The 13,959-nt window shown below is 62.3% G+C and carries 8 protein-coding genes; all 8 read right to left on the minus strand.

Translation table 11 applies throughout. The features are described from left to right. Window positions 1–49: 49 nt before the first annotated feature. Window positions 50–976, minus strand: a complete 927-nt coding sequence (locus E8K79_RS13880) for an ABC transporter ATP-binding protein (RefSeq protein WP_136515242.1) — start codon at window positions 974–976, stop codon at window positions 50–52. Between the two features lie 19 nt (window positions 977–995). After that, entirely contained in the window at window positions 996–3,164 is a 2,169-nt protein-coding gene (locus E8K79_RS13885; protein ID WP_246043827.1) for a hybrid sensor histidine kinase/response regulator, read from the minus strand. Window positions 3,165–3,369: 205 nt separating this feature from the next. Continuing rightward, complete coding sequence (locus E8K79_RS13890) at window positions 3,370–4,446, minus strand: PAS domain-containing sensor histidine kinase (protein WP_136515243.1); 1,077 nt, start codon at window positions 4,444–4,446, stop codon at window positions 3,370–3,372. Window positions 4,447–4,619: 173 nt separating this feature from the next. Beyond that, window positions 4,620–6,152, minus strand: a complete 1,533-nt coding sequence (locus E8K79_RS13895) for an ATP-binding response regulator (RefSeq protein ID WP_136515244.1) — start codon at window positions 6,150–6,152, stop codon at window positions 4,620–4,622. Further along, window positions 6,139–8,406 carry an ATP-binding protein gene (locus E8K79_RS13900; protein WP_136515245.1) on the minus strand — a complete coding sequence of 756 codons (2,268 nt, stop codon included), beginning with the start codon at window positions 8,404–8,406 and terminating at the stop codon, window positions 6,139–6,141. Before E8K79_RS13900 ends, E8K79_RS13895 begins: the two co-directional genes overlap by 14 nt. Before the next feature lie 81 nt (window positions 8,407–8,487). Then, window positions 8,488–9,495 carry an NAD(P)H-dependent glycerol-3-phosphate dehydrogenase gene (locus tag E8K79_RS13905; protein ID WP_136515246.1) on the minus strand — a complete coding sequence of 336 codons (1,008 nt, stop codon included), beginning with the start codon at window positions 9,493–9,495 and terminating at the stop codon, window positions 8,488–8,490. A gap of 138 nt (window positions 9,496–9,633) precedes the next feature. After that, the gene (locus tag E8K79_RS13910) at window positions 9,634–11,151 is read right to left on the minus strand and encodes a HEAT repeat domain-containing protein (protein WP_136515247.1); all 1,518 of its coding nucleotides are present in this window, start codon (window positions 11,149–11,151) and stop codon (window positions 9,634–9,636) included. Window positions 11,152–11,324: 173 nt separating this feature from the next. Next, window positions 11,325–13,838, minus strand: coding sequence for a DNA gyrase subunit A (gyrA, locus tag E8K79_RS13915; protein ID WP_136515248.1), 2,514 nt, complete (start codon window positions 13,836–13,838; stop codon window positions 11,325–11,327). Window positions 13,839–13,959 lie beyond the last annotated feature (121 nt).

The following is a 13,959-nucleotide window of genomic DNA, read 5'->3' on the forward strand; positions in this document are numbered from 1 at the left end:
CCGACTAGTCTGACCTGTCTGACCGGTCTGACAGGTCCGACGTCGGACACTACTCTCTGACCCTCTCCCCGGTCAGCGCGATGAACACGTCCTCCAGGGAGGGCTCCTTCAGGCAGATCCTGCGGATGTCGGCACCGGCCAGGTGGTCCATGAGCGGCTTGATCGACTCCTCGTCGGCCAGGGTGATCTGGAAAACGGCTCCCTCCCGCTCCACCCCTTTCACGAACGACAACCCGGCCAGCACCCCCTCGTACCGCTCGGCATCACGCTTGAACTCCACCTGGTAGGTGTGCGCCCTCGAATAGGCGTCCTTTAGCTGCGCGGCGGTCCCGTCGGCGAGACACTCGCCGTGATCCATGATCATGATCCGGTCGCAAAGCGCGTCGGCCTCGTCCATGTAGTGCGTGGTGAGAAACACGGTCATCTTGTGGCGCAGACCACGGATGTAATCCCAAAGCGCACGCCGGGACTGGGGATCGAGACCGGTGGTCGGTTCATCGAGAAAGAGCACCCGCGGCTCGTGCACCAGGGCGCGCGCCACCACGAGACGGCGCTGCATGCCGCCGGAAAAGGTGTCGGGGAAGTCGTTCCCGCGCGAGGCGAGCCCGGTCATCTCCAAAAGCTCGTCGATGCGGGGGTTGTAGGAAGCGGGGCGCATGCCGTGCAGCCTCGCGTGCAGGGTGAGGTTCTCGCGCGCGGTCAAGTACCGGTCCAGGTTGTTCTCCTGGGGAACCACGCCGATCAGGCGCCGGACCTCCTTGCCTGCCGTCAGCACGCTGTGCCCCTCGACGAAGGCGTCCCCTAAGGTCGGACGCATGAGGGTGGTGAGGATCTTGATGAGGGTGGTCTTCCCGGCGCCGTTCGGGCCTAGAAGACCGAAGACGGTGCCGCGCGCAACCTCGAGCGAGAAGCGCTCCACCGCGGTGAAACCGTCGTAACTCTTGGTGATCTCGTGGAGCGTGATGGCGTGGCTCATGATTGCCCCGGTCTTTTTGTTACTCCAGCGGGAAAAGCAGGGAGAAGGTGCTCCCGCCTCCTTCGGCCGCTTCCACCCACACCACACCCTCGTGCGCATCCATGATGCCCCGCACGATGGAGAGCCCGAGCCCGCTCCCCTTGGACATGAAAGCGGTGTCGCCGCTCGAGTGGTGGGCGATGTCGCCTACGCCGTAGAACTTGTCGAACACGCGGACCCGCTCGTCGACGGGGATGCCGATGCCGTTGTCGCTCACCTGCAGCAGGTAGTAACTTTTCACCGCAGCGATGTTGTTGGGGAAGGAGGAGTAGAACTGGCGCACTAAAGGGGTCAACTCCTTCAAGCGCGCATGCTTCAGCGTCCGCCCGGTGAGCCGTACCTCGCCGCCGTCATGGGTGAACTTGATGGCGTTCTCCATGAGGTTTCGCACCGCCAGGGTCACGAATCCTTCGTCCACCGGAACCACGCTCTCCTCGCCGCTGATCTTCACGGCGATGTGCCGCTCGGAAAGCGGCAGCGCAAAGAGGTCGTGCACCTCGCGGCAGAGCTGGATCAGGTTTGCAGGCTTTTTCTGCGCCAGCGGCCCCTGGGCCTCGATCCTCGAGATGGAAAGGAGATCCTCGACCAGCTTTCTCAACTGCACCGTTCCTTCGTACACGGAGGTGAAGATGTTGTGCTGTTCGGGGGTCATCGGTATCCCCGCGTACTTCAGGAGGAACTCAACCCCTCCCATGATCGAGGTGATCGGGGTTTTGAGCTCGTGAGACGCGATGCCGATGAAGTTGTTCTTGGCGGTGTTGAGACGCCCAAGCTCGATGTTGGCCCTCTTGACCTTCTGCAGGTTCTCCTTTAACTCCATCTTGCTCTTGTAGAGCTCCTCCGCCTTCTCCTTCATCTTGTCGTAGAGGCTGTAGTTGTCGATGAGCACGGCAAGCTGTCCGGCGATGGAGCAGAGCAGGAAGACGTCGCGGTCGCTGTAGTTGCGCCCGGAGATGGTCCCCACCGTCATCACCCCCATCACTTCCTGACCTATCTTCAAAGGCACCGTGCACCAGGAGTGCAGCCCCATGGCGACGGCCTCCTTCTTCGCCTTCTCCGGAAAGCGCGAGTCGGGCTCCTCGCCGAGGAATGGGCGCCCGACCTGGGCGAGTCTCGTCCATTCTGCATCGGCGGGAAGCGCCTTCATCGCCTTTTCGAAAGGGGCGGAGAGTCCGAGCGAGGCGCGCATCTTGAGCCGCTCCCCCCCCTCGAAGAGATGGATGCAGGAAAAGTCCATCTGCAGCATGTTGTGCAGTTGGAAGAGGAGGTCGCCCATCACCTTCTCCACCCCTTTGGTGTACTGCAGGCGGAAGGCTACTGCGTAGAGGGTGAGGAGCTCGCGGTCGCTAGTCCGCTTCTCTTCCTCCACTTCGCGCCTCTTGGTGATGTCTTTTATGATGTGCACGAAGCCGGCGCGGTCGTTACCCTCGATACGCATCGGGTAGCTCGCCACGTTGTACCAGCCGCTCAGGTTGGGGAAGCGGATGTCCTCTTCGGTTTCACCCTGCATGTGCAGGAAGCGGAAGATTTTCCCCTCGGGGACCTCCGAGCCGAAGAAAACCTCGTCGATGCGCTTGCCGAGGATGGCGTCGTACCCGCCGGGGAAGTAGGAGAAGACCCGGCCGTTGCAGCGCGAGATGACCCCTTCGTTGTCGGTGATGATGATGAGGTCGGAGACCGCGTCGAAGACCGATTCCCATTCCGCCTTGCCGCGGCGCACCTTGTCCTGGGTGAGCCGGTGCGTCCGGCGCTCCTCCGCCTCGCGAAGCTCGCGCTCCACGACCGGCACGAGGCGCGCCAGGTTCCCCTTCATCAGGTAATCGTTCGCCCCCGACTTCATGGCGGCTACCGCGAGGTCTTCGCCGATCTTGCCGGAGACGATGACGAAGGGGATGTCCTCTCCGCTTTCGTGCAGGATCTGCAGGGCGCCGAGCGCGTCGAAGGCGGGCATCCGGTAATCGGATATCACCACGTCCCACTTGTTATCCTGCAACGCCTGGCGCATTCCCTCCGCGGTCTCGACACGGCGGTGCTCCAGCTGATAGCCGCCGCGCACCAGCTCGCGCACCAGGAGCAGGCTGTCTTCCAGGGAATCCTCGACGAGCAGAACCTTCAAGGGAATTGACGATTGAAGATTGACGATTGACAACGCACTACCTCCAGCAATTGACAGCTGATGATGGTCCATTGACAATGGCAGCACCAACGGCCTCCACTGTCACTTGCCCCATCACCATGACTCCATTCCCGCCTTCGTACCGCCAATAAAAGCTGTTCGTTTCAGTGCCGGGCTTTCCATTGTCAATTGTCAATCGTCATTTGTCAATCACCCGCGTCACTGTTAGCATCCGTCGTCAATTTCCTCTCGGCGCCAGGGTGAAGAAGATGGTAGTGCCCTTGCCGGGCGTGCTCTCCGCCCAGATCCTGCCGCCATGTCGTGTCACGATGCGATGCGCGATGGCCAATCCGACACCGCTCCCCTCGAATTCGTCGGTGCGGTGCAGCCTGTTGAACAGGGTGAAGAGCTTGCCGGCGTACGCCATGTCGAAGCCGGCGCCGTTGTCGGCAACGAAGTAGACCGTCTCTCCGTTCTCTTCCTTGCCCCCGAGTCGAATGCGCGCCGAGCTCACCTTCGAGCTGAACTTCCAGGCGTTGCCGATCAGCACCTCGAGGAGCTGCCTCGTGAGTTTCGGGTCCGCCTCACCCTTGATCCCCTCCGGAATATCGAATTCCACCTGCCGCGCCGGATCGTTGTGCCTGAGTTCGAGGGAGATCACCTGGGCTTTCACGCTCAGGTCGATGGGCTGGCGGATCAGTTCGCACCTCCCCACCCGGACAAACTGCAGGATGGCGTCGATGAGCTGCGCCATCTTTCCCGTGGCCTGGCAGATGCGGGTCAGGTACTCCCGCCCCTGATCTCCCAGCGCAGCGCCGAAGTCGTCTAAAACGGCGCGGCTGAAGCCGTCTATGTGCCTTAGCGGTGCCCTCAAGTCGTGCGAGATGGAATAGCTGAACGCCTCCATCTCCCGGTGGGCCGCCTCCAGTTGCACGAGCCTCTCCTCTAACTGCCGACGCAGCGACTCCTCGCCCGGGGAAACGGCGGGAATGCTGCGTGCAAGCACCAGGTGCGCCGGCTCCCCCTGAAACCACAAGGGGCGCCAGGTGAGCTTCAGCTCCAGCTCCCTCCCGTCCCGATGACGCTGCCTGCAGGTACGCTCAAGAGCCCCCTCGCCGGCCGGCGCGGAACAAGAATCGACGGACAGCCCCGACAGCCCCAGGGCAAGGAACTCGCTGCGCGCGTAGCCGTACAGGCTGAGCGCCGCCTCGTTCACCGCAAGGATCCGGCCGTCCTCCCGACGGCATACCCACATCGGCTCGGGATTTTCCTCGAACAACTCGCGGTAACCCGCGTCGCTTTCTCGCAGCGCCACTTGTCCCCCCATACTCCCAGGATCATCTGCATAGTGCCGGGTTTTCCCATGAGAAGGTACCCCCTCTCGGACGAGGACATACTGTACTACAAATCACAAAACAAAAAATAGAATAATTAAAAGTACCTTCGAAAAACCCTATGGGGCTTTGGGGGATGCGTGGCTAATTAACCCTATTCCTCAGGCTCCTCGGGAAGCGCCGGAAGCAGGATGGTGAAGACGCTCCCCTTTCCGGCTTCGCTCTCGGCCCAGATGTAGCCGCCGTGGGCGTCCACAGCCTTGCGGCAGAAGGCGAGGCCGAGGCCGGTGCCGCGGGTCTTTCCCTGACGCCGGTTTCTTGCCTGCACGAAACGGTCGAAGATGGAGCCGATGGCCTCCTCCGGGATGCCAACGCCGCTGTCGCGCACGCGGATCCTGACGAAGTCCCCCTCTTTCGGGAGCTGATCGTCCGCGTAGATCTCCTCGGGAACTTCTCCGGTGATGGAGGAGGGATCCCGCACGAGATCGGCGGAGACCTCGATTTCCCCCTCTTCGGGGGTGAACTTCACCGCGTTGGAGAGGAGGTTTCCTATGATGCGGTTGAAGGAGGATCGGTCCGCCGAAACCGCCGGGAGATCCGGGACGATGGTGGTGAAGAGCCGGATGCCGCCGCGCTCGGCGACGGTCTGGAACTTGCTGACGCTGCGGCCGACGAGGGCACCGGGCGCCTCCTCCCTGAAGGTGAGCTTCATCTTGCCCGCTTCGAACTTGTGGATGCCGAGCAGGGTGTCGATCATCTCCACCATCTCTTCGCAGCTCTCGATGGCGGCGTTCAGGTACTCGCGCTGGTCCGGGGTCACCGTGCCGAGCTTTCCTTCCCGAACGAGGTCGATGGAACCGACCACGGCCGTAATAGGGGACTTGAGGTCGTGGGAGAGCATGCTGACGAAATCTTCCTTCTCCTGCTCCAGTTCCTTCAGCTTGGAGATGTCCCTGATGATCTCGACGCTTCCCACCAGATCACCCTCGGCGTTTCTAAGCGGCGCCGCCGAGGAAAGTACCGGAACGGCGCGGCCACCCACGTGCAACGTGTAGGAGACGTCGAGGCACGACTCGCCGGTTCTGAGTACGGTCCGCGCCGGCAGCTCGCCTCCGGGAACCTCCGCATGCAGCACCTCCTCGAGCGGTCTACCGCCGATGCTCCCCTCCGCGCTCAGGACGCGTTCCGCCTCCCGGCTTGCCGTGATGATGCGCCCTTCGAGGTCGACCGCCAGCAGGAGATCGGCCATCCCCTGCAGCACCGCCGCCATTTTCAGGCGCTCCTCGTCCAGTTGGCGCTGCAGCCTCGCGTTCTCCTTGCGGGTCCTGTCGATGCTTATGGCCCGCTCCACCTTTTGCAGCATGTCGTCGGCGGAAAAGGGCTTGGAGATGTAGTCGAGGGCGCCGTTTTTCATCGCCTCCACCGCGATGTCCTCGCTGCCGTGGGCGGTCATCATCACCACCGGCGTCTCGTCGGTCCTTATCCGGCTCAGCACCTCGAGGCCGTCCATGCGCGGCATCTTGATGTCGAGCATGATGAGGGCGAACCGCTCCGCGGCGACCGCCTCCAGGGCCTCCACGCCGTCGCGGGCGCGGACCGTCTCGAACCCGGCATCCTCCAGTTGCAGCTTGAGGATGAGGGCGATGTCCGCCTCGTCGTCGACGATCAGTATCTTATTTTTTTCCATCGGTCTCCCCTATGATTGGAACGGTGAAGCTGAAGGTGTTGCCGCGCTCCTGCGCCGCGGTGTAGAAGATCCTGCCGTGGTGGCGCTCGACGATCTCCTTGCAGATGGCGAGCCCCAGCCCGGTCCCACCCACCTTGCCGCGTTCCTGGCACTCTATCTGCTGGAATTTCTTGAAAAGCCTGTCACGATCCGACCACTGGATGACGCGCCCCTTGTCCGCGACCGAGACCACCACGTAGTTTCCTTCCTGCTCGGCGCTTATCATGACCACCTTCCCCTCCGGTGAGAACTTCACCGCGTTGGAGAGAAGGTTCGTGAGCACCTGGATCAGGCGGTCGCTGTCGCCGTACACCATGGGGAGGTGCTCCCCAACCGTGTTAACGATGGTGATGTCGCGCCCCATGGCGTAGGACTTGATCTCCTCGACGGCGTAAACGGTGAGCTCCCCGATCGACACCGGCTTGAACTTGAAGACCATGCCGCCGGACTCGATGCCGGAGATGTCGAGGATCTCGCCGATGAGCCGGATCAGGCGCTGGGTGTTGCGGAAGCAGACGGTGAGGAGCTGCCTCTCGGTGTCGGTGAGCCACTTGCTGCGGGTCAAAAGGAGCTGCAGCGATCCCTTGATCGAGGTGAGCGGCGTCTTCAGCTCGTGGGACACCGTGGAGATGAACTCGGTCTTCATCTTGTCCACCTGCTGTTCCACGGTGACGTCGCGTATGGAGAAGACGATGCCCGCGAAGTTACCCTTCTCGTCGGTGAGCGAGGAGAGGTAGACGTGGAGCCTTTTCCCCTTTACGGTCAGCTCTTCCCTGCACCCTCCGGCTCCCGCCTGGGTGAACTCCCTGATGCGCGCGAGAAGGGGGGTGAAGCCCACCAGTTCGCAGACCTGCTCGATCGGCTTTCCTACCACCCTGTGCGGCACCATCTCGAAAAGCTGCTGGGCCGCCGGGTTGAAGAGAACCACCTTGTTGTCGAGGTCCGTCACCACGACCCCTTCGGCAAGGCTCGTGAGCACCGCCTCGAGCCGCCCCATCTCCATGGCGAGGGCGGAGGTTCTCTCGTCGACCATCCGCTCCAGTTGCTCGTTCAACTCCTGGAGATCCGAGGTCTTCCTGTTGATGATGGCGTCGCGCTCCTTGAGGGCCTGCACCATCTGGTTGAAGGAGGAGGCCAGCATGCCGACCTCGTCGTCCTGGTCCCCTTCGACCCGCTGGTCGAAATCCCCTTCCTCGATCCTGCTCGCGCTGGAGGCGAGCTCCCTTAGCGGGCGGGTCAGGTGACGGGAGGCGAGGAAGGCAAGGCCGAAGGAGCAGAGAATCCCGACCGCTGCGGCGGCGAGGATGTTCTCGAGGTTCTGCCTCCTGTTCTGCTTGAACCTTTCCGTGGCGACCGCAACGGAGAGCGAACCGACGAACTCGCCGCGGCTGTTCAGGATGGGATCGATGACGGTTTCGAACGACCTGGCGCCGATCATGGCCTCGCCGCGGTACACCTCTCCGCGTTCCAGCACGTCGATGACCTCCGGCTCCAGCGTGGAAGAATCACGCAAGGTGCTCGGGAGGCTGCTCGCGATGCGCAGGTCGCGCTGGGTGATGGTAATCTCCACGTCGCGGCCCGACACTTCTTGAAGCTCGTCGGGGAGGGTAGGGCGGTCGTTCAGCACCTCCCCGGCCACCATGCACCCCAGCACCCGGCCGTCCTCGGCAAGGACCGGAACCGCCACCGTCGTGACAAACGCCTCGCTTTCCCCGCCCCGGTCGCAGTAACGCTCCACCCCCGTCCTGCACAAAAGCGCCCCCGACAGGATCTCGGTAGAGATGACGACGCGTTTGCCGACGAGGGCCTGTTCCACCACCCCCGGCACTTCCAGCCTCTCGTCGGGCTGGTCATCCTTAAGGCTCGCAATCACACGCTTGTCCGCGTCGAGGAGCACGAGGAATTCTAGGTAGGGGAGCACCTTGTGCACCCCCCGCAACCGGTCCGTCAGCCACGCACGGTCCCCGTCCTTCATGTGTTCGTGAACGGTCCTGGAAGTAGCCGGCTGCAGCAGGGAATACTTGACGATCTTCGCGCGGTCGGAAAGCTGGCTGCGGGCGTAGGTGAGGTAGGTCTCGAGATTGCGGTCGATTTCCGAGCGCAGCGAGGCGCTCATGGTCGTCATGGTGGAGTAGATCAGGGTGGAATACGAGATGAGCAGGATGGCGAGGATGGAGAGGAGCAGTTTGGATCTTATGCCAAAGCGTGGTTGCATCAACCCATCCTTAAAAGGCGGACCAAGCCCCGGGTCGCGGCGGAAAACCGTCCCGATCCGGGGCTCGATCTTGATCTGTGGCTAAACTCCTTCGGCCTTCAGGTTCCTGGTCATGAGCTCAAGAACCGCTTCGCGGGCCGGCTTGTCCTGGTAGAGCATCTGGTACATCTGCTCGATGATCGGCATCTCTACCCCGAGCTTCTTCGCCAGGTTGTAGGCGGATTCCGTGGTCTTCACCCCTTCGGCCACCATGCGCATCTCGCCGAGGATCTCCTCGAGGCGGCGCCCCTGGCCTATCTGGATGCCGACGCTGCGGTTTCGGGAGAGATCGCCGGTGCAGGTGAGCACGAGGTCGCCCATGCCGGCAAGCCCAGCGAAGGTGGCGGGCTGCGCCCCCATGACGACGCCCAGACGCGTCATCTCGGCAAGGCCGCGGGTGATCAGGGCGGCGCGCGTGTTGCTGCCGAAGCCCAGACCGTCGGAGATACCTGCGGCAATGGCAATGACGTTTTTGATCGCCCCGCCAAGCTCAACCCCGACCACGTCGCTGTTGCGGTAGACCCGGAAGAAGTTGGTAGTGAAGGCCTCCTGCACACGGCGGGCGATCTCTTCGGATGCCGCGGCAGCGGTAACCGCGGTCGGCATCTCCTGCGCGACCTCGCGGGCGAAGCTCGGACCGGACAGCGCCGCGAACCTTTGGTACATCGCTTCGGGGAGGATATCCCGGTAGATCTCGGAAACGGTGGCGAGGGTGTCTACCTCGATACCCTTGGAAGCGGAGACGATCACCGCATCGCTCGGGATAAAGGGAACGGACCGCCCCATCACCCGGCGCACCAGTTGCGACGGCACCACGCTAAGCACCATGGTGCATTCGCGGTATGCCTCCACGAGGTCGTTGGTGTAGGCGAGCTTTTCATCAAGCGTGATGCCTGGGAGAAAGAGGTTGTTCTCCCGGGTGTCGCGCATGGTCTGCACCAGCTCCGGCTCGTACGCCCACAGGGTTACCTGGTGTCCCTTCTTGGCCAAGAGGTCGGCAAGGGTGGTGCCCCAGCTTCCCGCTCCTATGACGGCGATTTTTTCCAGCATGTCTTCAAGCCCTCTCGTTGTATCCGTAGCCCTTCATGAGGACATTTACCGTAGCAGATATAATGAAAATTCCCCCTCCCGTCAAGGAGGGGGAAGTGATTTTACGAGAAGTTACCGTTGCGAGCGGCGCTGCGGCGTCTACTCGACGGCTCTGAGCGGCAACTCGTCGCCCCGCTCGAGGGACTCGCGCGCGATCTCCATGCTTTCGAGGGCGAAGCGGCGCAGGAAAGGGTGCAGGTATGCCGGCAGCGGGTTGTCGACCATACTGTCCGCGAGACCCACTACTTTGGCAACCTCGGTTACGTCCCTGCCGCAATGCAGCATGAGGTCCGCGCTGATAAGGAGGCGTTCCCGGATCAGTTCCAGCTCCGGCGTGATCAGTTCGGCGCAGAAGTGCTCCAGGACCTGCTCGCAATCCTTCCCTTTCCGGTAATCCTCGGCGAAGTCGTAGACGCGCTGGGCCGCCATGTACCACCCCGAAAAGAAGGGATCCTCGAACAGGCGCTGGGCCAGCCTTTCTCCCTCCTGAAAGCTAAGGGCCCGCGGCGCTGGAAGCCCGGTCAGCCGCTCGGCCAGCGGGGCAGGGGAGAGGTCGACGCCGGCGAAGATGCCGCGCCTCATGTAGAAGTCGGCGGGAAGGTAGCAGAGATCGCGGCTCCAGTGCAGGGCGTCGCGAATCAGATCGATGAGGTATTCGGGAGCGACCTCGATCAGGTCGTCCTGCAAGCGGAACCCCTCCACCTCGGCGAGAAAATTCTCGACCGTCAGTTCCCCGGCGCCCCACGCCGCCAGTACCCCGCGACGTTCGTGTACCTGCATGTAAAGGACGCTCACCGTGTCAGCACCCGCCCAGCGTGACAGGAGCAGAGAACGGTAGCCGTCGCCGTCCGGCGGAGTGGCGTAACCGGCATGGAAGGGGAGGTATTCGCGCGGAGGCGGTACCGCAACGCCCAGGAAACGCAGGCGGCGCAGCGCCTTGTCGGCAACGGGTAGGAGGTCCTGGTCGCATTGTGTGATGAAGTCCTGCAGCACGCCTGCGGCCTGCGGGTCCCTGATCCGGCCGAGCGCCTGCAGTGCTGCATGCACCACTTCAAGCTCCGGGTGCCAGAGCATAGCCTGGAGCATGAGCGGTGCGTGGGGGTCCCCGGAGCGGTACAGTTCGCGGATGACGATCTGCTGCACCTCGGGAGGGTGCGAGAGGAAATCGTCAAGGAAGGTAACCATCCCCTCCTCGCCGAGTTGCATCGCTCCCTGCACCTGCTGCCCCAGAGAGCTTGCACCGGGACCGGATTTCCCGTCGCTGAAGGGTGCCGAACCGACGTCCACGCCGTACCCTTCCAAGGCGATCATGAGGGCCGCCTTGCCGTCCGCTGCGAGGTCCTGGCGCTTCAGGGCGATCTGGATCAGCTGGTCCAGCCAGTGCTCCGAGTCGAAGAAGTCCAGGATATAGGCGTACTTAGCGATCAGTTCGCCGGAATTTTCGCGCCAGAGTTCGCGCACGAGCGGGCGCAGCGCCCTTTTCCCGGCCTCCTGGAACCTGCGTCCGATCTGTTCCATCTCCTCGATGGAGATGCCGTCCCCTTTGAGCCGCCCCAGAAGATCCAGAATGTCGCGGCGCTCCTTCAGGGAGTTATCCACCTTCTCGCTCTGTTGCATGGGCCTACCTTTTGTCACTGCATGGCACCCCTCCAAAGGAGGGCAAAAATTGCATGTCCGGCTGCTGCTGATTGCTGCTGTACTGCCTGTGGTTCTGTCGGACGGTCGGACCGGTCGGACCGGTCCGACTAGTCAGACTGGTCCGACTGGTCGGACAGCTTGTTGCCGGGCGCTTACTCCTCGCCCTCGCCACCCTCCGACTCCAGTTCCACGATATCGTCGATCTCGTTCTCGTCCTCGTTCTCGTCCTGGTCCTCTTTCTCGGCGAGGCGCGCCACGGCGACCACGCGCTCGTTCTCTTCCTTCACCATGAGGCGCACCCCCTGGGTGTTCCTGCCGATGATGGAGAAGCCCGCCACCGACACGCGCAGGATCTTGCCCTGGTCGGTGATCAGCATAAGGTCGTTGTCGTCCACCACCTGCTTGATGTCGACCACCTGGCCGTTTCTCTCGGTGGTCTTGATGGTGATGACACCCTTGCCGCCGCGGGTCTGGGTACGGTACTCGCTGATCTCGGTGCGCTTGCCGTAGCCATTCTCGGTGACGGTGAAGATCGTGGAGTCGGTGAAGTTCTCGTTCAGGATCTCCATGCCGATCACGACGTCGTCATCCTCCAGCGTCATGCCGCGCACGCCGCGGGAGACACGACCCACGGTGCGGACGTCGTCTTCCTTGAAGCGGATCGCCTTGCCGGTGGCGGTGGCTAAGAGCACGTCCTGCTTGCCGTCGGTGAGCGCCACCGAGATGAGCTTGTCCCCCTCGTCCAGGTTGACGGCGATGATGCCCCCCACCCTCGGGTGCGAGTACTCCATCAGGTTCGTCTTCTTCACGACGCCGTTTCTGGTCGCCATCATGATGAACTTGTCGTCCACGAACTCCTTGACCGGGAGGATGGTGGTGATCTTCTCGTTGTTGGCGAGGTTCAGAAGGTTCACGATCGCCTTGCCGCGCGCGGCGCGACCCGCCTCCGGGATCTCGTACACCTTGAGCCAGTACACCTTGCCGGCATCGGTGAAGAACATGAGGTAGTCCTTGGTGGAGGCGATGAACAGCTGCTCCACGAAATCCTCCTCTTTGGTCTTCATCCCGGTCTTCCCTTTGCCGCCGCGGCGCTGCGCGCGGTACAGGGTGACGGCGTTACGCTTGATGTAGCCGGTGTGGGAGATGGTGACCACCATGTCTTCCTCGACGATGGTGTCCTCGAGCGAGATGTCTGCGGTCTGCATGACGATCTCGCTTCTGCGCTTGTCGCCGAACTTGTCCTTGAGCTCGAGCAGTTCGCCCACGATGATCTTCAGGATCTCGGCCTCGGAAGCGAGGATTTCCTTCAGGCGGGCGATGTACTTCAGGATCTCGCGCAGTTCCTCGAGGATCTTCTCGCGCTCGAGACCGGTCAGGCGGTGCAGCCTCATGTCGAGGATCGCCTGGGCCTGCAGGTCGGAGAGGCCGAACTTCTCCATGAGGCCGACCTTCGCCTCGGCCGGAGACGCGCTCGCCTTGATGAGGGCGATCACCTCGTCCAGGTTGTCGAGGGCGATCTTCAGGCCTTCCAGGATATGGGCCCTCGCCTCGGCCTTCTTCAGGTCGAAGATGGTACGGCGGGTGACGATTTCTTTTCTGTGCTCGATGAAGAAGTCGATGGTCTCCCTGAGCGTCAGGACGCGCGGCCGGTTGTGCACGATGGCCAGCATAATGATGCCGAAGGAGGACTGCATCTGGGTCTGCTTGTACAGGTGGTTCAGGATGATGGTCGGGTTCTCGTCCTTCTTGAGCTCGATGACGACGCGCATACCCTCGCGGTCGCTCTCGTCCCTGAGATCGGATATCCCCTCGATCTTCTTCTCCTTGACCAGCTCGGCGATCTTCTCTACCAGCCTCGCCTTGTTCACCTGGTACGGGATCTCGGTGACCACTATGGACTGGCGCTCGGTCTTCTTCTGGGTCTCGATCTGTACCTTGGCGCGCATCTGGATGATGCCGCGCCCGGTGGAGTAGGCCTTCATGATCCCTTCGCGGCCGTAGATGAAACCGCCGGTCGGGAAGTCCGGGCCGGGTACCAGTTCCACCAGCTCCTCGAAGGTGAGCTGCGGGTTATCGATGATGGCGACGATCGCGTCGATCACCTCGGAGAGGTTGTGCGGCGGGATGTTGGTCGCCATGCCGACCGCGATGCCGGCGGAGCCGTTCACCAGGAGGTTCGGGAACTTGGAAGGAAGGACGAGCGGCTCCTTCAAGGAGTCGTCGTAGTTCGGCCCGAAAGCGACCGTTTCCTTGTCCAGGTCGTTCAGAAGCTCGTGGGCGAGCTGCTCCATCCTGATCTCGGTGTAACGCATAGCCGCCGGGGAGTCGCCGTCGATGGAGCCGAAGTTCCCCTGGCCGTCGACCAGCGGGTACCTGAGCGAGAAGTCCTGGGCCATCCTGACCAGGGTGTCGTAGACGGCGGTATCGCCGTGGGGGTGGTACTTACCGATTACGTCGCCGACTACGCGGGCCGATTTCTTGTACGGCTTGTTCCAGTCGTTGGACATGTCGTACATGGCGAAGAGGCAGCGCCTGTGCACCGGTTTGAGTCCGTCGCGTACGTCCGGAAGCGCGCGGCCGACGATGACCGACATGGCGTAGTCCATGTAGGAGCGCTTCATCTCGTCTTCGATGTTTACCGATACCTTGTTCAGTTGATTCAGCATTTAGAAAACCCTTTCCGGTCAAAAGGCGGCAGATTTGGGTGAAATGCCCCGAAATATGCCATCACAATTGATTTGCAGAGAATATATGCAAAACGCTATCCCTCCCGGCGGGAGGGGAAAT

The organism is Geomonas edaphica (assembly GCF_004917075.1).
In the GTDB taxonomy this organism is placed as follows: domain Bacteria; phylum Desulfobacterota; class Desulfuromonadia; order Geobacterales; family Geobacteraceae; genus Geomonas; species Geomonas edaphica.

Excerpts from the sequence above, each read along its gene's own strand:
- E8K79_RS13880 (WP_136515242.1), bottom strand. The coding sequence starts at position 976 with ATGAGCCACGCCATCACGCTCCACGAGATCACCAAGAGTTACGACGGT.
- E8K79_RS13895 (WP_136515244.1), bottom strand. The coding sequence starts at position 6,152 with ATGGAAAAAAATAAGATACTGATCGTCGACGACGAGGCGGACATCGCC.
- E8K79_RS13900 (WP_136515245.1), bottom strand. The coding sequence starts at position 8,406 with ATGCAACCACGCTTTGGCATAAGATCCAAACTGCTCCTCTCCATCCTC.
- E8K79_RS13905 (WP_136515246.1), bottom strand. The coding sequence starts at position 9,495 with ATGCTGGAAAAAATCGCCGTCATAGGAGCGGGAAGCTGGGGCACCACC.
- E8K79_RS13910 (WP_136515247.1), bottom strand. The coding sequence starts at position 11,151 with ATGCAACAGAGCGAGAAGGTGGATAACTCCCTGAAGGAGCGCCGCGAC.
- gyrA (WP_136515248.1), bottom strand. The coding sequence starts at position 13,838 with ATGCTGAATCAACTGAACAAGGTATCGGTAAACATCGAAGACGAGATG.